The organism is Kitasatospora sp. RG8 (genome assembly GCF_017813315.1).
Classification (GTDB): domain Bacteria; phylum Actinomycetota; class Actinomycetes; order Streptomycetales; family Streptomycetaceae; genus Kitasatospora.
The window spans coordinates 1-23,381 of sequence record NZ_JAGIYX010000035.1; the positions used below are offsets into that span (position 1 = coordinate 1).

A 23,381-nucleotide genomic window follows, 5' to 3' on the forward strand; every position below is an offset into this window, starting at 1 on the left:
GGGCGTGCGCGGGCGCGGCGGCGCCGGGGCGGCAGCGGGGGCCGCCGCGGCGGGCGCGGCGAGCACGGCGTCCGGCCCGGTGACCACCGGCGCCGCCGTGTACTGCTGGGGCTGCTCGTACGGCTGGTAGGCCTGCTGGTACTGGTCCTGGCCCTGCTGACCCTGCTGGCCCGGGTAGCCGGCGTAGCCGTCCTGCCCGTACGGCTGCTGCACCGGCTGCCCGTACTGGTCGTACTGCTCGTAGGGCTGCTCGTACGGCTGCTCGTACCCGCCGCCCTGCCGGGGCTGCTCGTACGGCTGGTAGGCCTGCTGGTACTGGTCCTGGCCCTGCTGGCCCGGGTAGCCGGCGTAGCCGTCCTGCCCGTACGGCTGCTGCACCGGCTGCCCGTACTGGTCGTACTGCTCGTAGGGCTGCTCGTACCCGCCGCCCTGCACCGGCTGCCCGTACTGGTCGTACTGCTGCTGCCGCTGCTGCGGGTACTGCCCGGTGGACCAGTCGTCCTGCGGTCCCCTGCGATCGCTCATCGGTCGGCCCCTCCGGGGATCAGGTCCGGTGCGGCGCGTAGAGCGCCCGCTTGTCGATGTAGCGGACCACGCCGTCCGGGACGAGGTACCAGACCGGCTCGCCCTTGGCGACCCGGTTGCGGCAGTCCGTGGAGGAGATGGCCAGCGCCGGGACCTCCACCAGGGAGACCCCGCCCACCGGAAGCCCGGCGTCCGAAAGAGTGTGCCCCGGCCGGGTGCAGCCGATGAAGTGGGCGAGCGAGAAAAGCTCCTCGGAGTCCCGCCAGGAGAGGATCTGGGCGAGCGCGTCGGCGCCGGTGATGAAGAAGAGGTCGGCGTCCGGGTGCATCGCACGCAGGTCGCGCAGGGTGTCGACGGTGTACGTCGGGCCCTCGCGGTCGATGTCGATCCGGCTGACCGAGAACTGCGGGTTCTCCGCGGTCGCGATGACCGTCATCAGGTAGCGGTCCTCGGCCGGCGTGACGTGCCGGTCGGTCTTCTGCCACGGCTGCCCGGTGGGGACGAAGACCACCTCGTCCAGGTGGAACGCGCTCGCCACCTCACTGGCGGCGACCAGGTGCCCGTGGTGGATCGGGTCGAAGGTGCCGCCCATCACGCCGAGGCGCCTCTTCACCGGTGCCGGTCCGCCGGGATTCCCGGCCTGCTCTCCCATGCCGCGATACCTTACGCGACGCCCGTTACGGTGCGGGAACGCCCGGGTGCGGCCCCCGGGAGAGGCCGGGAGATGCGTGAGGGAGCGGCCGGCGCACCTGCCGGACGCTCCCCCGGGCGGCCCGGAACGGCGCTCGGCCGTCCCGGAACGCGGCTCAGCGGTCCCGGTTGAAGCGGGTGGTCACGTAGAGCATCACCAGGAGGATGAACAGCGCGGCGCCACCCGTCAGGTACGGGTTCAGGCTTTCGTGGTTGCCCCCCTCGCCCTCGGAGGCGAGCAGGTTCAGGACGGGAAGTGCGGCGGCAGTGCTCATGGTCGGCGGACCTTCTCGGCTCGGATGACGGACCAGGGGGTGGTACGGGCCGGTGAGGGCCCACCCGTCATCGTACGGGGGCCTACAAGGCAACCGCTCGGCGGCCCACCGCGTCTGATCCGGTGTGAGCCGGGCCCCGGGGCTGCGGGGCCCGGCCGCCCGGTGCCCGGAGGGCCGGAAGGAGGTGCCCGGTGGACTGCCCGAGGGGGCTCAGTTGTTGCGGCCGGCCCGCAGCAGGATCCAGGCCAGCAGGCCGACGCCGACGAACGAGGCCACCACGATGATCCGCAAGAAGAGCCCGGGGCCGTTCTCCGTGGAGATCGGGCCGGCCAGGCTGACAAGGGCGTCGGTGGACATCTGCGGGCTCCTCGGACTGCTCGGTACCGCGGCCAGGTGTGGTCTCGGCTCTCCAGGTCATTCAGGGTAAACCGGTCTCACATCCGCGCCGCCCACCGCCCCCTCCGGCCCCGTCCGCGCCGCGCACCGCACCGCGTTCCCGGGGCGGGCCCGGGGTGCGGCCCGGGGCCCGCCCCGAACGGGCGCCGGGCCGACGGGGCGGCCGCGGGGACGAGTACGCAACCACGGACGTTGCACAGACAGTCGTTGCAGGCGAAGACCAGCGGGGGCCGGCCAGCGGCCGGGGCCGCCGTCGACCAGGAGGTACTCACACCCATGACCGACACCACCGAGAAGGCGCCCAGCCGGCGCCGCCAGCGCTTCCCGGAGATCTCCACCCGGGCCTGGGAGCACCCGGCGGACCGTTCCGCCCTGGTCGCGCTGCGGAAGCTGACCGGCTTCGACGACGTGCTGAAGAAGCTCGCCGGCCTGGTCTCCGAGCGCTCGATCCGGCTGATGTTCCTGGCCACCGCCGTGAAGACCTCCGAGCGTCAGTTCCCCGAGCTGTACGACATGGTGCGCGACGCCGCGTACGTGCTGGACCTGGAGAAGGTCCCGGACCTCTACGTCAGCCAGGACCCGACGGTCAACGCGTACTGCATCGGCATCGACACCCCGATCATCGTGGTCACCAGCGGCCTGGTCGAACTGCTCGACGAGGAGGAGCTGCGCTCCGTCATCGGCCACGAGGTCGGCCACGCGATGTCCGGCCACGCCGTCTACCGGACGATGCTGCTGATCCTCACCAACATCGCCGCCCGGATCGCCTGGGTGCCGCTCGGCAACCTGGCGATCATGGCGATCGTCACCGCGCTCAAGGAGTGGTTCCGCAAGGCCGAGCTCTCCAGCGACCGGGCCGGCCTGCTCGCCGGGCAGGACCTCCAGGCGTCCATGCGGGCCCTGATGAAGCTGGCTGGCGGCCACAACCTGGCCGAGATGAACGTCGACGCCTTCCTGGAGCAGGCCGAGGAGTACGAGAAGGCCGGCGACCTGCGCGACGGTGTGCTCAAGCTGCTCCAGGTGCTGCCGCAGAGCCACCCGTTCGCGGTGGTCCGGGTCGCCCGGCTGAAGAAGTGGGCAGAGAGCGACGAGTACCGCTCGATCCTGGCCGGCGCCTACCCGCGCCGCACCGACGACCCCGACGCCTCGGTCGGCGAGCAGTGGAAGGCCGCCGCCGACCACTACAGCAGCTCGGTGAAGGAGAGCAAGGACCCGCTGATGGGCCTGATCCGCGACGTCGCCGGCGGCGCGGCCACGGTCGGCGGCAAGCTCCGCGACACCTTCGCCGGTGCCGCGCGTAGCAACGGCTCCACGCCCCGCGACGGGCAGGACGGCCACGGCTCCCGCGACCAGGACTGACGCCGCCCCGCCCGACGGCCCCCGGCCCGCGCCGGGGGCCGTCGGCGCGTCCGCTCCCGGTGGCGGGCCGCTCAGCCGCCCGCCAGCACCGCGCAGACCTGCCAGGCCGGGCGGGCGTGGTTGCCCGGGTCGACCGCCGTCGGCGCGGGCGCCGCGGTGCCGTCCGGCCCGGCCAGCACCGGCTGGACGAAGGCCGCCAGCGAGCCGCTGCACGGCACCGGCCCGGCCTGGAGCACCGAGTCCACCAGCCGCAGCTGGGCGGAGGCCAGGTCGATCCGGTCGAACTGGAAGGTCAGCTGCCGCCGCACGGTCTCCAGCGTCACCGGCGCGCCGCTCGGCGCCCCGGCCGGCTTCAGCGCGTAGACGAAGGTGTGGTCGGTGGTGATCTGCAGCGTGCTGCTGTCCGCCTCGTCGATCCGCATCGCGCCCGCCACCTTCACGCTGTCGGCCGCCAACGCGACCTGCGTCGGGTCGAAGCGGACCACCCAGCCGGTCAGCGCGTGGTGGCGGTCGTCGACGGGCTGGGACACGCTCGTGTCGAACTGGGCCTGCTCGCCTGGCGTGACGAAGGCCCGCACGTCGGCGGTGGCCCCCTGGACCAGGGCCGCCGGCGCGAGCGAGGAGGCGACCAGGTAGCGCTGCACGGTGTCGAGCGCCTTGGTCACCTCGACCCTGCTGAAGTGCTCGGTGGCCGCCCCCGCGGGCGTGCCGAGACCGATGGCGCCGTCGCCGTAGCCGGCCGGCAGCGCGGCGAACGGACTGGCCGGGTCGGCGACCGGCCGGACCGCCGAAGCCGGGCTCAACGCCACCAGGCTGACGGTCAGTTGGCTGCCCTCGGGACGCGCGGTCTGCCGGTTCGGAGCGCTGATGCCGAAGTACACGGCGGCCGCGAAGGCCAGCAGGATCAGCAGCAGCAGTGCGAGCGCCTGCCGCGGCACGGTGCCCAGCGGTCCGAGCCGCACGCGCGTCCGGGTCGCCCGGCCGAACGAGCCCGCCAGCCGCTCCCGGGCGGACAGCTCCTGGATGCGGGCAGCCCGGACGAACGATTCGTCGAACACGACGGACCGGTACTCGTCCTCGTTTCCGGAACCACCGTCGGGCGCACCCTCCGGAGGCTCTCGCGGGTCACCCATGACACCAGGGTAAGACGCACCGGCGCCCCGCCACGAGGGCGCCCGCGCACATTCCCGGGGACGCCGCGTGACCGCCCGCCCGGGGGCGCACCACCCTCAGCGGATCAGCCCGCCGGTGCGGTGACCACGAGCGACGGCTCGGCCGGCGAGGAGGCCGGGTCGGCCCCGACGCTGCTGCTGCCGGACTCGGGCCGCCGGGGCGTGCCACTGCCGGCCCCGCCCACGCCCTGGTAGACCGCCGCGACCGCCACCGCGACCAGGCTCACGCCCATGATCACGGCGAGCACCCAGGCCACCGGCCGGTGCCAGCGCTGCTGGGCGACGTAGCGCCCGCTGGACGCCCGCACCGGATCGTAGCCGCCGGCCCGGCCCCACCGGCGGGTCCGGCGCCCGGCCGCCCGGCCGGGGCCCGACCACGGGTCGGGGTAGAGGCGGTCGTCGTCGAGCCCGCTCGGGTACGGGCGCAGCTCCAGCGGGAGCCCGTCACCGACCGGGACGTCATAGCCCCAGCCCGACACCGCCGCGTCCGGCTCGAACCGGGCCTCGGCGGCGGCGAGCTGCCGCTCCTTGGCCGTCGGCTCGTGCACGGCGGCGGAGCGGACGAAGGCCTCATCGAAGACCACGGTGGCGAACTCGTCGTCCGCACCACCGTGGTCGGCGCCGTCGGGGTACGGCAAGCCCCCCACATCCTCAGCCACGGATTCAGCGTATTACCGGGCGGGCGTTTTGTCTGTGGCTCCTCGCAGTTGGTCCGTCACACGTGTGACGGACCGCCGTGCGGCCGGGCTCAGCCGGCGTCGGCCGCGCCGCCCACGGTCTGCGTCGCCTCGCCCCGGACGTGCCCGTCACCAGTGACGATGTACTTGGTGCTGGTCAGCTCGGGCAGGCCCATCGGGCCGCGGGCGTGCAGCTTCTGGGTCGAGATGCCGATCTCGGCGCCGAATCCGAACTCACCGCCGTCGGTGAACCGGGTCGAGGCGTTGACGGCGACCGTGGTGGCGTCGACCAGCTGGGTGAAGCGGCGGGCGGCGGCCTGCGAGGTGGTGACGATGGCCTCGGTGTGGCCGGAGGACCAGCGGCGGATGTGCGCGACGGCGGCGTCCAGCGAGGGCACCACGGCGGCCGCCAGGTCGTAGGAGAGGTACTCGGTCTCCCAGTCCTCCTCGGTGGCCGGCACGACGGTGGCGGGCGAGCCCTCGGCGGCCTTGAGCACCGCGTCGTCGCCGTGCACCGTGACCCCGGCGCCGGCCAGGGCGGCCAGCGCGAGCGGCAGGAAGGTGTCCGCGATGTCCTGGTGGACGAGCAGGGTCTCGGCGGAGTTGCAGACGCTGACCCGCTGGGCCTTGGAGTTCAGCAGGATGCCGACGGCCATCGCCGGGTCGGCCTGCGCGTCCACGTAGACGTGGCAGTTGCCGGTGCCGGTCTCGATCACGGGGACGGTCGAGCCCTCGACCACGGTCCGGATCAGCGAGGCGCCGCCGCGCGGGATCAGCACGTCCACCAGGCCGCGGGCGCGCATCAGCTCCTGGACAGAGTCCCGGCTCTCGCCCGGGACGAGCTGGACGGCGTCGGCGGGCAGGCCGGCCGAGGCCACGGCGTCGCGCAGCACCGCGATCAGCGCGGTGTTGGAGCGGTACGCGGAGGCCGAGCCGCGCAGCAGCACCGCGTTGCCGGACTTCAGGCAGAGCGCGGCGGCGTCCACGGTGACGTTGGGCCGGGCCTCGTAGATGATGCCGACGACGCCGAGCGGCACCCGGACCTGCCTGACGTCCAGGCCGTTGGGCAGGGTGTAGCCGCGGACCACCTCGCCGACCGGGTCGGGCAGGCCGGCCACGTCGCGGACGTCGGAGGCGATCGCGGCGATCCGCTCGTCGGTGAGGGTCAGCCGGTCGATCACCGACTCGGCGGTGCCGGCCGCGCGGGCCCGCGCGACGTCCTCGGCGTTGGCCGCGGTGATCTCGTCGCTGCGGGCCACCAGGGCGTCCGCGACCGCCAGCAGCGCGGCGTCCTTCGCCCGGCGCGGCAGCGGGGCGAGCGCGGCGGCGGCCTCCCTGGCTCGGCGCGCTACGGCGAGGACGGGGCTGTCGGCGGTGGCGAGGTCGCTGGTCATGCGCCAAGGGTAGCGACTGCACGACCGCCGCCCGCCGGGTATTTCGCCCGGTGAGACGCCGGGCCGGGCCCGGTGGCGGGGGCTCAGTACGGGTGGACGCCGCCCAGCTGCGGGGGCGGGTCGCCGAAGCCCTCGGCGACCCGCTTGTGGTAGGTCGCCCGGTCGACCACCTCCAGGCCGACGATCTCCCACGGCGGCAGCTTCGCCGTCGCCTTGTGCTCGCCCCACAGCCGCAGCGCGATCGCCGCCGCGTCGTGGAGGTCCCGGGCCTGCTCCCAGTAACGGATCTCCGCGTGGTCGGCGGCGTAGCGGGCGGTCAGGAAGAACGAGTGGTCGTGTGCCAGCCGCTCCAGCCCGGCCCGCAGTTCGGACAGCGGGGTGACCTGCCCGGAGACGCTCAGCACCACGTGCCAGAGCCGGGCCTGCTCGGGCACGGCGGGCGGGTCGCCCGCGCCCCGTTGGTCCGGCCGGACGCCGCGCACCGGGCCGGGCCCCTGGGGCGGCTCACCGGCGGGTCCGGCGGGGCCCTCGCTCCCGCGTCCGCCGTCGATGCTGGTCAGCCGCCGGCCCGCCGTTCCTCCGGTCAGCGCTGCCTCGCGCCTGCGTTCCACCGGCGGCCTCCTGTTCGGCGATGTCGTGTCGTCGTGCCCGCCGGCCCCGGCCCGGCGTGTACGGCTGAGCCCTCCTCGCCCGCGGCCGGGCGTTCACCTCGTGCGGTGCCGCCCGTGCCGCCCGCGGCAGGGTCAGCCGCGCAGGACGACCAGGTCGTCGCGGTGGACGACCTCCCGCTCGTACGCGGCGCCGAACTCCTGGGCCAGGTCGCGGGTGGACCGGCCGAGCAGGCGGGGCAACTCCCTCGCATCAAAGTTGACCAGTCCGCGCGCCACGATGTGGCCGTTTTCCGCAAGAAGGTCGACCGGATCGCCCGCGGCGAACTCGCCGTCGACCTTGGTGACCCCGGCGGGCAGCAGTGAGGCGCCCCCGGAGACGACCGCCTCCACCGCCCCGTCGTCCAGGTGCAGGGAGCCCCGCGGGCTGCTGGCGTGGGCCAGCCAGAGCAGCCGGTCGGAGGAGCGGCTGCCGGTGCGCAGGAAGAGGGTGCCGGTGGGCCGGCCGGCCAGCGCGTCGGCGGCCTGGCTGGCGGCGGTGAGCACCACGGGGATGCCGGCGCCGGTGGCGATCCGGGCCGCCTCGACCTTGGTGACCATGCCGCCGGTGCCGACGCCGGCCTTGCCCGCGCTGCCGATCTCGATGCCGTCGAGGTCGTGCGGGCCGGCCACCTCGGCGATCCGGCTGGTGCCGGGGCGGCTCGGGTCGCCGTCGTAGAGGCCGTCCACGTCGGAGAGCAGCACCAGGAGGTCGGCCCGGACGAGGTGGGCGACCAGTGCGGCCAGCCGGTCGTTGTCCCCGAACTTGATTTCGGCGGTGGCGACGGTGTCGTTCTCGTTGACGATCGGCATGGCGCCCATCGCGAGCAGCTGGTCGAGCGTCCGGTAGGCGTTGCGGTAGTGGGCGCGGCGGCTGGCGTCCTCGGCGGTCAACAGCACCTGGCCGACCCGGATGCCGTACCGGGCGAAGGAGGCGGTGTAGCGGGCGACCAGCAGGCCCTGGCCGACGCTGGCGGCGGCCTGCTGGCGGGCGAGGTCCTTGGGCCGCCGGTCGAGGCCGAGCGGGGCGAGGCCGGCCGCAATGGCGCCGGAGGAGACCAGGACCACCTCCGGGGAGTCCGGGCGGCTGCGGATCTTGGCGAGCGCGTCGACCAGGGCGTCGACCCGGTCGGCGTCCAGGCCGCCGGCCGCCGTGGTGAGTGAGGAGGAGCCGACCTTGACGACGATCCGCCGGGCGGTCAGCACCTCCTCCCGCAGTGAGTCCTCGCTCATCTCGCTGTACGCCCTTCCGGTGTGTTGCGGACAACGGCGGACCCGGGCCCTGCCGTCCTCCGCAATCTACGCGATCTGCGCAGTCCGCCCGCAGGCCATTTCACCGGCTGGACCCGGCCCGGCCGCGGCCTCGCCACGGGGCGTCGGGCAACCGGGCCGCGCGGAACGGCCCCTGACCGGGCGTCAGCCCGGGGCGGGGCGGCCTCCCGCCGGGCGCACCCGTGCCTGCGGCCCCGTACGGGCCGGGCGGCGGCGCACGGACGGGACCGGGCCCGCTCCCCCTCGGCGCAGTGACGTCCCAGCGGTCGGGGGAAACAACGCGGCCCCGCCACCCGGGACGGTGGCGGGGCCGCACTGCGGTTCAGCGCCGCGGTTCAGCGCTGCGGTTCAGGCTCGTCAGTCCTCGTCGTCGCCCTCGATGGCCGCCTGGCGGCCGCTGGAGAGCGCCTCGAAGGCGAGGAACTCGGACTCGGCCGCGTCCCGGCCCTTCTGCTTCTCGCGGCGGCGGTCGACCGCCGGGCGCGGGTTCTCGAAGCGGTGGTCCTCACCGCGGCGGCCGAGCATCTCGGCGCCGGCGGCCATGGTCGGCTCCCAGTCGAAGACGACGGCGTTCTCGTCCGGGCCGATGATGACGGTGTCACCCTCCTGGGCGCCGACCTTCCAGAGCTTCTCCTCGACGCCGAGGCGGGCCAGCCGGTCGGCGAGGTAGCCGACGGCCTCGTCGTTGGAGAAGTCGGTCTGGCGGACCCAGCGCTCCGGCTTGGTACCGCGGATGCGGTAGGCGCCGTCCTCCTCGGTGATGGTGAAGCCCTCGTCGTCCACGGCCTTGGGCCGCAGCACGATCCGGGTCGACTCCTCGACCGGCTTGGCGGCCCGCGCCTCGCCGACGATCTGCGCCATCGCGAAGCTCAGCTCGCGCAGGCCCTTGCGGGAGGCGGCGGAGACCTCGAAGACGCGGTAGCCGCGCTCCTCCAGCGAGGCGCGGGTGAGGTCGGCGATGTCCTGGCCGTCCGGCACGTCGACCTTGTTGAGCGCGACCAGGCGCGGACGGTCGTCCAGGCCGCCGTACTCGGACAGCTCGGCCTCGATGGTCTCCAGGTCGGTCAGCGGGTCGCGGCCGGGCTCCAGGGTGGCGCAGTCCAGCACGTGGACCAGCACCGAGCAGCGCTCGACGTGCCGCAGGAACTCCAGGCCGAGGCCGCGGCCCTGGCTGGCGCCCGGGATCAGGCCGGGGACGTCGGCGACGGTGTAGACGGTGTCGCCGGCGGTGACCACGCCCAGGTTCGGGATCAGGGTGGTGAAGGGGTAGTCCGCGATCTTCGGCTTGGCGGCGGAGAGCACCGAGATCAGCGAGGACTTGCCGGCGCTCGGGTAGCCCACCAGGGCCACGTCGGCGACGGACTTGAGCTCCATCACGATGTCGCGGGCCTCGCCGGGCTCGCCCAGCAGCGCGAAGCCGGGCGCCTTGCGACGGGCCGACGCCAGCGCCGCGTTGCCCAGGCCGCCGCGGCCGCCGGCCGCGGCGACGAAGCTGGTGCCGTGGCCGACCAGGTCGGCGAGCACGTTGCCCTGCCTGTCCATCACCACGGTGCCGTCCGGCACCGGCAGCACGAGGTCCTGGCCGTCCGCGCCGGTGCGGTTGCCGCCCGCACCGGGCTTGCCGTTGGTCGCCTTGCGCTTGGGCGAGTGGTGGTACTCCAGCAGCGTCGTGACCTGGGCGTCCACGGTCAGGATGACGCTGCCTCCCTCCCCGCCGTTGCCGCCGTCCGGCCCCCCGAGCGGCTTGAACTTCTCCCGGTGCACGGAGGCGCAGCCGTGGCCCCCGTTACCCGCGGCGACGTACAGCTCGACGCGGTCCACGAAGGTGGTCATGGGTGTGCCTCCAGTGCGAAGAAAGTGTTGACCTGCTGTAAAGCATGAAGGGTGGACCGGATCATTCCGGCCCACCCTTCATTGTGAGTCTTGTCGGACTCAGGCCTCGGTGGCCACGATGTTGACGACCTTGCGGCCGCGGCGGGTGCCGAACTGCACGGCACCGGCGGTCAGCGCGAACAGGGTGTCGTCGCCACCGCGACCGACGCCCGCACCCGGGTGGAAGTGGGTGCCGCGCTGGCGGACGAGGATCTCGCCGGCGGAGACAACCTGGCCGCCGAAGCGCTTGACGCCGAGGCGCTGGGCGTTCGAGTCACGGCCGTTACGGGTAGAGCTTGCGCCCTTCTTGTGTGCCATCTCGCTATCCCCTTACTTGCTGACGGAGTCGATGCTCGTGATCCGCACAGCGGTGTGCTGCTGGCGGTGACCCTGGCGACGACGGTAGCCGGTCTTGTTCTTGTAGCGCAGGATGACGATCTTGTCGCCCTTGGTCTGGTCGACCACCTCGGCGTGAGCCTTCACGCCGGCCAGCACCCACGGGTCGGAGGTGACGGCGTCACCGTCGACGACCAGGATGGTGGAGAGCTCCACCGAGTCACCCGGCTTGGCCTCGATACGGTCAATCTCCAGCACGTCGCCGACGGCGACCTTGTGCTGGCGGCCGCCTGCGCGAACGATCGCGTACATGCGGTACCCCATTTCCTAACTCGGTCGGAGCTCCTGATGCCAGCCACCTGGGTACGGACACAGGGGCCTCTCCCCGACACCTCTGACGAGGGCCCGGAAGGTGATGTGCTCGGGAGCAAGGCGTAGACACGCCGAGGGTCAAGAATACGGACCGGCCGCCGCAGGGGCAAACCGGACCGTACGGACCCGGGGGCGGGCGGTGACCCGCCCCCGGACCGCGGGCACTACTCGGCTGCCGAATCACCCTCGGCGGCCGCGGCCTTCTTGGCCGCCGCGCTGGTCCGCTTGGTGGCGGTCTTGCGGGCGGTGGTCTTCTTCGCGGCGGCCGCCGTGGTCTTCTTGGCGGCCGTCTTCTTCGCGGCGGTCTTGCGCGCGGCCCGCTTCTTCGGCGCCGGCGCCTCCTCGGCGGACTCCTCGGCCGGAGCCTCCGCGGGGGCCTCGGCGACCTCGGCGGCGGCCTCGGCCGGAGCCTCGGCGACCGGCTCGGCCGCGGCGGGCGTCTCGGCCGGAGCCTCGACCGGAGCCGCAGGGGCCTCGGCCGGCGCCTCGGCGGCCGTGAAGGCCGCCTCCAGCGCCGCGTCGGCCCGCGCCTGGAGCACCACGATCTCGGCATCGGCCGGCGCACCGGCCGGAGCCGTCGCCTTGCGCACCGCACGACGGCGGGTGCGGCCGGCGGGCGCCGCGGTGGCGGCCGGGATCTCGACCAGGCTCGGCTGGGCCTGCGCCTCGGCCACCGGCTCGGCGACGACCTCGGACGGGGCCTCGGCCGCCGGCACCTCGATCGCCAGCTGGCCCTCGATCTCCTCGCGGATCTCCTCGCGCTCGGGCGCCTCGGTGGCCGCCTCGACGGCCTCCACGCCCTCCACGCCCGCCTCGGCGGCGGCCTGGAGCTCCTCCTGGGACGCCCCGCCCTTGCCCCGGCGCCGGCGCTTGCCGCCGCCCGCGCCCGCCTCGCCGGCCGGAGCCGCCGGAGCGTGCACGTGGGTGCTCGGCTGCTCCATGTGGACGATCACGCCGCGGCCGTTGCAGTGCACGCAGGGCTCGGAGAAGGACTCCAGCAGGCCCTGGCCGACCCGCTTGCGGGTCATCTGCACCAGGCCCAGCGAGGTGACCTCGGCCACCTGGTGCTTGGTCCGGTCCCGGCCCAGGCACTCCAGCAGGCGGCGCAGCACCAGGTCGCGGTTGGACTCCAGCACCATGTCGATGAAGTCGATCACGATGATGCCGCCGAGGTCGCGCAGCCGCAGCTGGCGCACGATCTCCTCGGCCGCCTCGATGTTGTTCCGGGTGACGGTCTCCTCGAGGTTCCCGCCCTGGCCGACGAACTTGCCGGTGTTGACGTCGATGACGACCATCGCCTCGGTGCGGTCGATCACCAGCGAACCGCCGCTGGGCAGCCAGACCTTGCGGTCCAGCGCCTTCATCAGCTGCTCGTCGATCCGGTAGGTGGCGAAGACGTCCACCTCGGAGGTCCACCGCTGGAGCCGCTCGGTGAGGTCCGGGGCCACATTGGAGACGTAGTCGTGGATGGTGCTCCACGCCTCGGTCCCGGAGACGATGACCTTGGTGAAGTCCTCGTTGAAGATGTCGCGGACGACCCGGACGGTCATGTCCGGCTCGCCGTACAGCAGCGCGGGGGCGTTGCCGGTCGCGGCCTTCTTCTGGATGTCCTCCCACTGCTGCTGGAGGCGCTGGACGTCGCGGGTCAGCTCCTCCTCGGAGGCGCCCTCGGCGGCGGTGCGGACGATGACGCCCGCGTCGTCCGGGACGATCTTCTTGAGGATCTGCTTCAGGCGGGCCCGCTCGTTCTCCGGCAGCTTGCGGGAGATGCCGGTCATCGAGCCCTCGGGCACGTACACCAGGTAGCGGCCGGGCAGCGAGATCTGGCTGGTCAGGCGGGCGCCCTTGTGGCCGATCGGGTCCTTGGAGACCTGCACCAGCACGGACTGGCCGGACTTCAGCACCGACTCGATCCGGCGCGGGCCGCCGTGGCCGCCCAGCGAGCCGAAGTTGACCTCGCCGGCGTACAGCACCGCGTTGCGGCCCTTGCCGATGTCGACGAAGGCGGCCTCCATCGACGGCAGCACGTTCTGGACCTTGCCCAGGTAGACGTTGCCGACGTACGAGGTGGCCTGCTCCTTGTTGACGTAGTGCTCGACCAGCACGCCGTCCTCGAGGACGCCGATCTGGGTGCGCTGGCCGTTCTGGCGCACCACCATGACGCGCTCGACCGACTCGCGGCGGGCCAGGAACTCGGCCTCGGTGATGATCGGCACCCGGCGGCGGCCCAGCTCGCGGCCCTCGCGACGGCGCTGCTTCTTCGCCTCCAGGCGGGTGGAGCCCTTGATGGACTGCACCTCGTCCGGGTCGAACGACGGCTCGGTCGAGCGGCGGCGCGGCTCGCGCACCTTCACGACCGTGCGGACGCCGTCCTCGGTGGTCTCGGCGGCCTCGGTGGCGCCGGCCTCACCGCTGCGGCGGCGACGGCGACGACGGCGGCGGGACGAGGCCAGGCCGGCGGACAGGTCGTCCTCCTCCTCGCCCTCCTCGTCCTCGACGACGACCGGCTCCTCGACGGGCTGCTCGGCCTCGGCCGTCTCGGCCTCGAACTCCTCGGCCTCGCCACGACGGCGGCGGCGGCCGCCCCGACGGCGACGGCGGGACGGACGGCCGTCCTCCCACTCGTCCTCGGCCTCCGGGCCGGTGGCGGCGGGCGCCTCGACGGCGGCCGGAGCCTCCACGGCGGGCGCCGGGACCGGCTCCTCGACGACCGGCGCGGCCGGCGCGGCCTGGACTGCCGGGGCGGCCGGCGCGGCCTGGGCGGCGGCCTTGCGGCGGGACGGGGTCTGCACCCGCACCTGGGTGCGGGTGCGACGACGACGGCCGACGCCGCTGTACTCGAACTCGTCCTCGTCCTCGGTGGCCTGCACGGCCGGGGCCGCGGCCGGGGTCTCGGCCGGAGCCGGGGCCGGAGCGGCGGCGGCAGGCTGCGCGGCGGCGGGCTGCGCGGCCGGGGCGACGTAGGGGGCCGGCTCCTGGAAGACCGGAGCCTGGAAGATCGCGGTGGACGGGCGGACCGCGCGGCGGCGCACCCGCTGCGGCGGCTCGGCCTCGGCGGCCACGGGGGCCGGGGCGGGCTCCGGCGCGGCGGCCGGCTCGGGCGCGACGACCTCGGCCTCCTCCTCGGCGGGCGCCTCCTCGGCGACCGGCTCCTCGGCCGGGGCCTCCTCGACGACCACCGGCGCGGCCTCGACCACGCGGCGGCGGCGGGCACGACGGGCCGGCGCGGCCGGGGCCTCCTCGGCGGGCGCGGCCGGGGCGGCGGGAGCCTCGACGGCGGCGGGCGCCTCGACGGGCGCGGCCGGGGCGGCCGGCTCCTCGACGGCGGCGGGCGCGCTGACCGGCGCCTCGGCACGCTTGCGGGTCCGGCGGGCCCGGGCGGGCTTCTCCGCGACCGGCTCGGCCTCGGCGGCGGGCTCCTGCGCGGAAGCGGCCTCGGCGGCCTCCGGCGCGGTGACGACGATCGGAGTGGCCTCCGGCGCCCCGGCGGGGGCCTCGGCACGCTTGCGGGTCCGGCGGGCCCGGACCGGCTTCTCCGCGACCGGCTCGGCCTCGGCGGCGGCAGGCGCGGCCTCGGCGGCGGGCGCCGCGGCGGGCGTCTCGGCCGGGATCACCGTCTCGGCGGCCTCGGCGGCCGCTCCCTGCGGGGTGCCCGCCGGGCGGGACACCGCCCGGCGACGACGGCGCGGCGGCGCGGCGGACGCGCCCTCGCCACCGGCGACGGCGGACTCGTTCTGTTCCGTTGCCGCAGACTGCTGCGGATCGGTGTTATCGAGCATGCGGGTGGATCTCCCGTCAGGCCCCCGGGCTCCGCATCCGGGCACGGCAGGGCACCGATGGCCGGCCGGCATCCCTACGGATGCTCGGGCCGGACCCTTTCCCGGTGCCGCCGTGCGGACGCGAGGCCGCACAGGGGCTCGTAGTCTCGCTCGGCGCCCCGCCCTCGGCGGGGTGTCGAAAGTCTTCTGGTCTGACCAGTCTTCTGAGGTTTTCCCAAGCTGCGCCGTCCCCCAACCCCGGGTGGCTCCCGGACGGGGTCCTCGGGCCCGCCGACCATCGGGGTCGGCGGGCCACAAGAGGCCGGCCTGTGCTTCGACGACGCTCGCTCCCCTGGGGAGCCGCGGGGGCCTGGAGGACCAGCGGGCCCAGTGGGTACTGGCCCCGGCCTCCGCCCGCTAGGCGGACGCGGTTGCGCGCGGCTCGCCGGCCGCCACTGGGCCGGCCGGGGCCGCGGCGCGGTCGAGCGCCAGCGGGTCGGTCACCGTGCCGGTCTCCTCGTCGAGCGGCCCCTGCGCCAGCCTGGTCACCTCTGCGGGGACCGGCGGCGCCAGGTCGGCCGTCGCACGGAGACCGGACAATACGTCGTCGGGTCGTACGGCGGGTGTGGCGTGTCGTACTACCAGGCGCAGTATCGCACAGGGACGGCCGGTCCGAACATCGCGGGCCCCATCGCCCTCCGCGTCCGCACCGCCGTCGACCTGCGGCGGGAGGATTTCCAGCGCCGCCACCGCACCGCGCGCGTCGAAGACCCGCACGCCGTTCTTGGTGAGGCGTTCGACCTCGACCCGCTCCTCGGCCAGGAAGAGCCCGGCCGCGCGGGCCGCCTCCTCCCGGGTGACACCGTCCAGGCGGACCTGCCACTCGGAGGCCTCCAGGCGCTCCACGAAGTTCGGCGTCCGGACCTCGACGGCGTCGATGACGTCCAGGCCGCCGGGCAGCGACTCGTCGAGCTGCGCACGCAGCTCCTCCGGGTCGCGGACCGCGGCGAGCCCGATCTCCAGGTATTCCGCCTCGCTCGCCACCCCGGTCGGAGCGGCGTTGGCGTACGACACCTTCGGGTGCGGGGTGAAGCCGGCCGAATAGGCCATCGGCACGGCCGACCGGCGCAGGGCGCGCTCGAAGGCGCGCTGGAAGTCGCGGTGGCTGGTGAAGCGGAGCCGGCCGCGCTTGGTGTAGCGGAGACGGATCCGCTGCACCGTCGGCGCGGGCGGCGGACCGTCGGGCGTACGGCGTGCCAGGGTCGCTCAGTCCTTAGTCAGTTGTCCCCGTCCGGCGCGGCGTCTGTGCACCGCTGGCCGGACTCTGTCACCTCAAAGGGTACGCGCCCGGCCGGACCGCTCGCTCCGCCCCTGGTCAGCCCGGACACGACGACCCCCGCCCGGAGGGATCCGGACGGGGGTCGCAGGGGGCGCGGGAACTACTTGACGACCGTCAGCGGCAGCAGCTTCTTGCCGGTCGGGCCCACCTGGATGTCGAGTCCGAGCTGAGGACACACCCCGCAGTCGAAGCACGGGGTCCAGCGGCAGTCGTCGACCTCGACCTCTTCGAGGGCGTCCTGCCAGTCCTCCCAGAGCCAGTCCTTGTCGAGGCCGCTGTCCAGGTGGTCCCAGGGCAGCACCTCCTCGTAGGTCCGCTCGCGGGTGGTGTACCAGTCGACGTCGACGCCGGTGCCGGCCAGGCCCTTCTCGGCCGAGGCCATCCAGCGGTCGTAGGAGAAGTGCTCGCGCCAGCCGTCGAAGCGGCCGCCGTCCTCGTAGACGGCGCGGATGACGGCGCCGATCCGGCGGTCGCCGCGGGAGAGCAGGCCCTCGACGATGCCGGGCTTGCCGTCGTGGTAGCGGTAGCCGATGTTCTTGCCGTACTTGCGGTCGCCGCGGATGGAGTCGCGCAGCTTGGCCAGGCGGGCGTCGGTGTCCTCGGCGGAGAGCTGTGGGGCCCACTGGAACGGCGTGTGCGGCTTGGGCACGAACCCGCCGATGGAGACGGTGCAGCGGATGTCGTTCTGGCCGGTGACCTCGCGGCCCTTCTGGATGACGTTCTTCGCCATCTCGCCGATCTGGAGCACGTCCTCGTCGGTCTCGGTGGGCAGGCCGCACATGAAGTACAGCTTCACCTGGCGCCAGCCGTTGCCGTACGCGGTGGCGACGGTGCGGATGAGGTCCTCCTCCGACACCATCTTGTTGATCACCTTGCGCATGCGCTCGCTGCCGCCCTCGGGGGCGAAGGTGAGGCCCGAGCGGCGGCCGTTGCGGCTCAGCTCGTTGGCGAGGTCGATGTTGAAGGCATCGACACGGGTGGACGGCAGCGACAGGCCGATCTTGTCCTCGCTGTAGCGGTCCGCCAGGCCCTTGGCGATGTCACCGATCTCGGTGTGGTCGGCGCTGGACAGCGACAGCAGGCCGACCTCCTCGAAACCGGTCGCCTTGAGCCCGCGCTCCACCATCTCGCCGATGCCGGTGATGCTTCGCTCCCGCACGGGGCGCGTGATCATGCCGGCCTGGCAGAAGCGGCAGCCGCGGGTGCAGCCGCGGAAGATCTCGACGGACATCCGCTCGTGCACGGTCTCGGCGAGCGGGACCAGCGGCTGCTTCGGGTAGGGCCACTCGTCGAGGTCCATGACGGTGTGCTTGGAGACCCGCCACGGCACCCCGGGCGCGTTCGGCACGACGCGGCCGATCCGGCCGTCGGCCAGGTACTCCACGTCGTAGAACTTGGGCACGTACACCCCGCCGGTGCGGGCCAGGCGCAGCAGCAGCTCGTCGCGTCCGCCCGGGCGGCCCTCGGCCTTCCAGCCGCGGATCAGCTCGGTGATGTCCAGCACGGCCTGCTCGCCGTCGCCGACGACCGCGCAGTCGATGAAGTCCGCGATCGGCTCGGGGTTGAACGCCGCATGGCCGCCGGCCAGGACGATCGGGTCCTCGTCGGTGCGGTCCTGCGCCTCCAGCGGGATGCCCGCGAGGTCGAGCGCGGTCAGCATGTTGGTGTAGCCGAGCTCGGTGGAGAAGGAGAGCCCGAACACGTCGAAGGCCTTCACCGGACGGTGGGCGTCCACGGTGAACTGCGGGACGTCGTGCTCGCGCATCAGCGCCTCGAGGTCCGGCCAGACGCTGTAGGTCCGCTCGGCCAGCACGCCCTCGCGCTCGTTGAGCACCTCGTAGAGGATCATGACGCCCTGGTTGGGAAGGCCGACCTCGTAGGCGTCGGGGTACATCAGCGCCCAGCGGACGTCGCAGGCGTCCCAGTCCTTGACGGTCGAGTTCAGCTCGCCGCCGACGTACTGGATCGGCTTCTGGACGTGCGGGAGGAGGGCCTCCAGGCGTGGGAAGACCGATTCGACAGTCATGTACTAGGAACCCTTACGAGTTTGAGCGGTGCCGCGCGCATCGAGTCCCGGTCGGGGCGGCGGGCGGCGTCTGGGAGGGGTGACCCTCAAGGGTAGCCGAATCCGCGGGCCGCCCGGCCGGGCCTCGGGCCCCGCCCGCGGGGGCGCGGGCCTGTTCACCGACCGTTGACAGCCCCGGACGGACCGTGCCGTACTGTCAGAGCCCTGCCTGAATCCCCAGCTCGCCACCGGGACAAGGAAGTTGACATGTACGACGGCACCGCCGGCGGTCCCCGGCCGCCTCTGACCGCAGTGCCGCGCCGGGAAGCGACGGGCTACCCGACGGTGGCCCGTGCGGTCGCGGCCGCGCGGCGGCTGGCCCGGCTGCGCCCGGAGCGCTGCCGGCTGCGCGAGGTGGGGCGCTCCCGGGCCGGCCGTCCGCTGGTCGTGCTCTCGGTCGACGAGGGCGAGCGTGCCGTCCTGGTGGTCGGCGGGCCGCACCCCAACGAGCCGGTGGGGGTGGCGTCCGCGCTGCGCCTGGCCGAGCGAGTGCTGGAGCTGCCGCCGCGGCCGGGGGTGGCCTGGCACGTGCTGCTCTGCCTGGACCCGGACGGCGCCGCGCTGAACGAGGGCTGGCTGGGCGGCCCGCTGACCGCCGCGCGGCACTACGAGCACTTCTTCCGGCCGTCCTTCGACGAGCAGCCCGAGCTGCTGCCGCCGCCGGACGGCGGCCGCCCGCCGCTGCCGGAGAGCCTGGCGCTGACCGGGCTGATCGACGAGCTGCGGCCGGTGCTCCAGTGTTCGCTGCACGGGGTGGACTTCGGCGGCGCGTTCGTCCAGCTGACCCGGCCCGTCGCGGGCCTGCCGGAGCGTTTCGCCCGGTCGGTGGCGTGCGGCGGCATCCCGCTGGACGTCGACTCCTACGACGCGGTGGGCTGGGACCGTCCGGCCCCAGGTGCGTACGTGATGCCGACGCCGGGTGCCGGCTCGCTGGTCCTGCCGGACCGGCCCGAGCACTCCACCTGGTCGCACGCGGCCCGGTACGGCGGGGTGACGGCCGTGCTGGAGGTGCCGATGTGGGCCGTCGAGGAGGTCCGCGACGGCGGGCAGCACCCGCAGGCCGGCGCCGCCGTCCGGGCCGCCGCCGCCACCCTGGGTGCCCGGGTGGAGGTGCTGGGCGGGCTGTTGCCGCTGGTTCCCGCGCATGCCGGCACGGCGTACGGGCCGTTGCTGCGCGCCACCGAGTTCAACCTGAGGGTCTGCCCGCTGCTGGTGGACGAGCTGCGGACCGGGTGGTGCGCCGCCCCGCTCTCGGTCTCCCGGGTGACCACGGCCCGGATCGTCGCGGAGCGGCTTCCGCTGCGGATCGCCTCGATGCTGTTGCGGCTGCTCGCCGACACGGGCGGCCCGGCGGTGGAGGCGGCCCGGGCGCAGGCCCGGGCCGTCGTGGCGGCGGGGCTGGTGGGGCTGGACCGGCTCGGCGCCCGCTGGGTGCCGGTGGAGACCCAGGTGGCGCACCAGGCCCGGGCGGTCCTGACCGCCGCCGACTGCGTGCTGTCCGGCTGACCCCCGCCACGCCGCGGTCCCGGGTCGTGGTCGCGCCCCGGACCGCGGGCCCCGGACCGCGCACGGAGCCGCCAGGAGCCGCCGGAGCCGCCGGGGCGGCAGACGACGGGGCCGGCCCGGGGAGTGCCCCCGGACCGGCCCCGGTCACCGTGCTCAGGCCGCTATCGGCCGTTGGCTCTGCACCGCCTGCAACAGCCCGATCGCGACCCAGGTCGCGAACATCGACGACCCGCCGTACGAGACGAACGGCAGCGGGATGCCGGCCACCGGCATGATGCCCAGGCACATCCCGATGTTCTCGAAGCCCTGGAAGGCGAACCAGGCGACCACCCCGGCCGCCACGATCGTCCCGTAGAGGTCGGTGGCCTGCCGGGCGATCCGGCAGCCCCGCCAGAGCACCACGCCGAGCAGCACGATGATCGCCATCGCCCCGAGGAAGCCGAGCTCCTCGCCGGCGACCGTGAAGACGAAGTCGGTCTGCTGCTCCGGCACGAACTGCCCGGTGGTCTGCGTCCCGTGGAAGAGCCCCTTGCCGGTGAGCCCGCCCGAGCCGATCGCGATCCGGGCCTGGGCGGTGTTGTAGCCCACGCCCGACGGGTCCAGCGCCGGGTTGGCGAAGGCGGCGAAGCGGTCGATCTGGTACTTGCTCAGCACCCCGAGCTTCCAGATCGCCACGCAGCCGCCGACCCCGGCCAGGATCAGCCCGAAGACCCAGCGGTTGGCCGCGCCGGAGGCCAGCAGGATGCCCAGCACGATGACGGCCATCACCATCACCGACCCGGCGTCCGGCATCAGCATCACGACGGCCATCGGCACCGTGGCCCAGACCAGCCCGCGGAACACCGCCCGGTTCGAGGGGAACTCCCGCTCCCCCGCGTCCACCTGGTCCGACAGCACCACGGCCATCGCCAGCACGATCGCCAGCTTGGCGAACTCGGCCGGCTGGACGGAGAAGCCGCCGCCGAGCTGGATCCAGGAGTGCTGGCCGTTGATGGTCGAGCCGAGCGGGCTCAGCGTGGCCGCCAGCAGCAGGATCACGCCGGTGTACAGGAACGGCACCACGGTGCGGAACCGGCGGCTCCCTATCCCTATCACCACCGCGCACAGCACCATCCCGATCACCACGTTGGTGAGGTGCCGGAAGAGGAAGTACTGCGGATCGCCGTGGGTCAGCGAGTCCCGCCCGCGGGTGGCCGACCAGACCAGCAGCGAGCTGCCCAGGGAGAGCACCAGTGCGGACAGCAGCAGTATCCAGTCGATCCGCCAGAGCGGGGAGTCCTTGGCGAGGGCCTTCGACACCCCGCTGCGCTGCGGGGCCAGCCGCAGCTGCCGGTACGACCCGTAGGAACTCATGCGCGGCTCCTTCCCGTGCTCCGGGCCGGTTCGAGGGCGGCGTCCACCGCGCTGAGCGGGGTCGCCGGGCCGGAGGGCTGCGCCGGGTCGAGGAAGACCCGCGGAGCGCTGCCGGTCACGCCCGGGTCGCCCTGGGCGGCCGGGGAGTACGCGGCTGGCTTGATGATCGCGGTGCCGTCCGGGTTGAACTTCGGCAGCTCGGCCTGCGGCTTGGGCAGCAGCGCCTTGCCGCCGTCGACGTTGCCCTTGTCGTCCACGCCGTACAGCGCCTGGTAGATCCGGCGGATCGCGTCACCGGAACCGCCGGAGCCGGTGCCACCCTGGCTTATCGTCATCACGACCGCGTAGTCGCCGCTGTAGGTGGTCAGCCACGAGGTGGTCTGCTTGCCCTCGACCTCGGCGGTGCCGGTCTTGGCGTGCAGCTCGATCTTGCCCTGCGGCCAGCCGGCGCCGGTGAACTTCCAGGCGGCGGTGCCGCTGGTGATGACGCCGGCGGTGGCCTGGTCGATGTAGCTCAGCAGCTTCTGGTCGCCGGGGAACTTGGAGTCCTCGTGCGGGGCGATCTCGCGGACGAGATCCCCGCCCGGGCTTATCACCGCCTTGGCGACGGTCGGGCGGTAGAAGGTGCCGCCGTTGGCGAGCGCCGAGTAGATCCGGGCCATCTGGATCGGGGTGACGAGCGTGTCGCCCTGGCCGATCGCGAAGTTGACCGAGTCACCGGCTCGCATCTGGTAGCCGTCGACGCAGTTCTCCCGGGCGATCTGGTCGGAGAAGGTGTTGCCGCCCTTCTCCGCCTGCTTGCACCAGGCGTCCTTGTTGTTGTCGTAGAAGGACTGCTTCCACTGACGGTCCGGCACCCGGCCGGTGACCTCGCTGGGAAGGTCGATGCCGGTCTTGGCGCCGAGGCCGAACTGGTGGGCGGTCTTGTAGAACCAGTCCGCCGGTTCCTTCTTCGGCTTGATGCCGCCGTCCTTCATCCACTGGTCGTACGCCAGGCCGTAGAAGACGGTGTCGCAGGAGACCTCCAGCGCCTTCTCCAGGGAGATGGGGCCGAAGTTCTCGCTCTCGAAGTTCTTGAACTCGCGGCCGCCGATGGTCAGGCTCTTCGGGCAGTCGTACCGCCCGTCCAGCGAGTAACCGGCCTGCACGGCGGCGGTGGTGGAGATGACCTTGAAGGTCGAGCCGGGGGCGGACTGACCCTGTATGGCCCGGTTCAGCAGCGGGAAGTTGGACTCCTTGCTGGTCAGTGCCTGGTAGTCCTTGCCCGAGATGCCGCCCTGCCACAGGTTGGGGTCGTAGGTCGGGGCGCTGGCCATCGCGACGATCCGCCCGGTGTGCACGTCCATCACGACGGCGGCGCCGGAGTCGGCCTCGTAGTTGCGGTTGGTCACCTTGTCGAAGGTCTTGCGGGCGTCGTTCATCGCCTGCATGAGGTTGTCCTCGACGACCTTCTGCACCCGGGCGTCGATGCTGGTCACCAGGTTGTTGCCGGTCTGCGGCTCGACCGTGCCGGCGGTGCCGATCACCCGGCCGAGGTTGTCGACCTCCAGCTTGGTGATCCCGGCGGTGCCGCGCAGGTCGCGGTCGTACACCGACTCCAGGCCGGCCCGGCCGATCTGGTCGGCCGGCAGGTAGCGGTCGAGGCCGCTCTTGTCGGCCGTCTTGGAGACCTCCTCGTCGGTGACCGGCGAGAGGTAGCCGAGCACCTGGGCCATGTTGGCGCCCTCGACGCCGGTGTAGTGGCGCACGGCGGTGGGCTGCGCGGTCACCCCGGGGAAGTCCTCGCGACGCTCCATTATCTGCAGCGCCTGCTGGGTGGTCGCCTCCTTGGTGACCGGGATCGGCTGGTAGGGCGACCCGTTCCAGCAGGGCTGCTGCGTCTTGGCGTCGCAGAGCCGGACCTTCTCCTGGACGTCCTTGGCCGGCATGCCGAGCACCTCGGCGAGCCGGGTCAGCACCGCCTTGCCGCCGTCCTTCTGCTGGAGCAGCGAGGTGCGGCTGACGGAGACCACCAGCCGGGTCTCGTTGCCTGCCAGGATGCGGCCGGAGGCGTCGAGGATCTCGCCGCGCACCGCGGGCTCGACCACCTCGCGGATGTGGTTGCCGGTCGCCTTGGCGGTGTAGACGCTGGCGTTGCGGATCTGCAGGTACCAGAGCCGTCCGCCGAGGGTGGCGAGCAGCGACAGCACCAGGATCTGCAGCACCACCAGACGGATCGTCACCCGCCGGGTACGGCCGGTCTCGGGGATGTTGCTCACGTCTCGTGCGCTCCAGAGTGCGGGGGTCCGGACAAGGGGGTCGGGGTGTTGCGGACGCGGAGGGCGTTGCGGGCGCGAAGGACCTTGCGAGCGCGAAGGGCCTTGCGGGCGCCGG

The 23,381-nt window shown here is 73.6% G+C and carries 18 protein-coding genes and 1 pseudogene; 2 read left to right on the forward strand and 17 right to left on the reverse strand.

Annotation, left to right across the window (positions count from 1 at the left end):
• The 4 genes and pseudogenes from J5Y04_RS34835 to J5Y04_RS34850 all read right to left on the reverse strand — a co-directional run.
• Window positions 1–525, reverse strand: a pseudogene (locus J5Y04_RS34835) (hypothetical protein); the annotation flags it as partial.
• Between the two features lie 19 nt (window positions 526–544).
• Complete coding sequence (nadD, locus tag J5Y04_RS34840; RefSeq protein WP_148645180.1) at window positions 545–1,177, reverse strand: nicotinate-nucleotide adenylyltransferase; 633 nt, start codon at window positions 1,175–1,177, stop codon at window positions 545–547.
• A gap of 154 nt (window positions 1,178–1,331) precedes the next feature.
• Window positions 1,332–1,490, reverse strand: a complete 159-nt coding sequence (locus J5Y04_RS34845) for a hypothetical protein (protein WP_174315743.1) — start codon at window positions 1,488–1,490, stop codon at window positions 1,332–1,334.
• Between the two features lie 210 nt (window positions 1,491–1,700).
• Window positions 1,701–1,847: a hypothetical protein gene (locus J5Y04_RS34850; protein WP_174315742.1), complete on the reverse strand. Its 147-nt coding sequence runs from the start codon at window positions 1,845–1,847 to the stop codon at window positions 1,701–1,703.
• Window positions 1,848–2,162: 315 nt separating this feature from the next.
• Here J5Y04_RS34850 and J5Y04_RS34855 point away from each other — a divergent pair, with 315 nt between their 5' ends.
• Window positions 2,163–3,245: a M48 family metallopeptidase gene (locus J5Y04_RS34855; RefSeq protein WP_209416549.1), complete on the forward strand. Its 1,083-nt coding sequence runs from the start codon at window positions 2,163–2,165 to the stop codon at window positions 3,243–3,245.
• Between the two features lie 71 nt (window positions 3,246–3,316).
• On the opposite strand, the gene J5Y04_RS34860 is transcribed toward J5Y04_RS34855, so the two are convergent.
• From J5Y04_RS34860 to J5Y04_RS34910, 11 genes are all read right to left on the reverse strand, one after another.
• Window positions 3,317–4,378 carry a hypothetical protein gene (locus J5Y04_RS34860; protein WP_209416550.1) on the reverse strand — a complete coding sequence of 354 codons (1,062 nt, stop codon included), beginning with the start codon at window positions 4,376–4,378 and terminating at the stop codon, window positions 3,317–3,319.
• A gap of 104 nt (window positions 4,379–4,482) precedes the next feature.
• Window positions 4,483–5,076, reverse strand: a complete 594-nt coding sequence (locus J5Y04_RS34865) for a hypothetical protein (protein WP_209416551.1) — start codon at window positions 5,074–5,076, stop codon at window positions 4,483–4,485.
• A gap of 89 nt (window positions 5,077–5,165) precedes the next feature.
• Complete coding sequence (locus tag J5Y04_RS34870) at window positions 5,166–6,488, reverse strand: glutamate-5-semialdehyde dehydrogenase (protein ID WP_209416552.1); 1,323 nt, start codon at window positions 6,486–6,488, stop codon at window positions 5,166–5,168.
• A gap of 83 nt (window positions 6,489–6,571) precedes the next feature.
• Entirely contained in the window at window positions 6,572–7,099 is a 528-nt protein-coding gene (locus J5Y04_RS34875) for a hypothetical protein (protein WP_209416553.1), read from the reverse strand.
• A 132-nt stretch (window positions 7,100–7,231) separates the two neighbouring features.
• Entirely contained in the window at window positions 7,232–8,368 is a 1,137-nt protein-coding gene (gene proB, locus J5Y04_RS34880; RefSeq protein WP_174315741.1) for a glutamate 5-kinase, read from the reverse strand.
• A 396-nt stretch (window positions 8,369–8,764) separates the two neighbouring features.
• Window positions 8,765–10,240: a GTPase ObgE gene (obgE, locus tag J5Y04_RS34885; protein WP_209416554.1), complete on the reverse strand. Its 1,476-nt coding sequence runs from the start codon at window positions 10,238–10,240 to the stop codon at window positions 8,765–8,767.
• A 99-nt stretch (window positions 10,241–10,339) separates the two neighbouring features.
• Entirely contained in the window at window positions 10,340–10,597 is a 258-nt protein-coding gene (gene rpmA, locus J5Y04_RS34890) for a 50S ribosomal protein L27 (RefSeq protein ID WP_209416555.1), read from the reverse strand.
• A gap of 12 nt (window positions 10,598–10,609) precedes the next feature.
• Window positions 10,610–10,927 carry a 50S ribosomal protein L21 gene (rplU, locus tag J5Y04_RS34895; protein ID WP_045696828.1) on the reverse strand — a complete coding sequence of 106 codons (318 nt, stop codon included), beginning with the start codon at window positions 10,925–10,927 and terminating at the stop codon, window positions 10,610–10,612.
• A gap of 224 nt (window positions 10,928–11,151) precedes the next feature.
• Window positions 11,152–14,766: an Rne/Rng family ribonuclease gene (locus tag J5Y04_RS34900; protein ID WP_209416556.1), complete on the reverse strand. Its 3,615-nt coding sequence runs from the start codon at window positions 14,764–14,766 to the stop codon at window positions 11,152–11,154.
• 396 nt (window positions 14,767–15,162) lie between these two features.
• A complete protein-coding gene (locus J5Y04_RS34905; protein ID WP_209416557.1) occupies window positions 15,163–15,963 on the reverse strand; it encodes a TIGR03936 family radical SAM-associated protein in 801 nt (266 codons plus the stop codon).
• 221 nt (window positions 15,964–16,184) lie between these two features.
• On the reverse strand, window positions 16,185–18,110 hold the full coding sequence (locus tag J5Y04_RS34910) for a TIGR03960 family B12-binding radical SAM protein (protein ID WP_209416558.1): 1,926 nt from the start codon (window positions 18,108–18,110) through the stop codon (window positions 16,185–16,187).
• Between the two features lie 246 nt (window positions 18,111–18,356).
• Between J5Y04_RS34910 and J5Y04_RS34915 the strand changes: the two genes are divergently transcribed.
• Window positions 18,357–19,655 (forward strand): M14 family zinc carboxypeptidase, encoded by a 1,299-nt coding sequence (locus J5Y04_RS34915; protein WP_209416559.1) that lies wholly within the window; start codon window positions 18,357–18,359, stop codon window positions 19,653–19,655.
• A gap of 153 nt (window positions 19,656–19,808) precedes the next feature.
• Here J5Y04_RS34915 and rodA read toward each other — a convergent pair whose 3' ends face one another.
• On the reverse strand, window positions 19,809–21,008 hold the full coding sequence (rodA, locus tag J5Y04_RS34920; protein ID WP_209416560.1) for a rod shape-determining protein RodA: 1,200 nt from the start codon (window positions 21,006–21,008) through the stop codon (window positions 19,809–19,811).
• Entirely contained in the window at window positions 21,005–23,266 is a 2,262-nt protein-coding gene (gene mrdA, locus J5Y04_RS34925) for a penicillin-binding protein 2 (RefSeq protein ID WP_209416561.1), read from the reverse strand. The genes rodA and mrdA overlap by 4 nt, the downstream gene beginning before the upstream one ends.
• Window positions 23,267–23,381 lie beyond the last annotated feature (115 nt).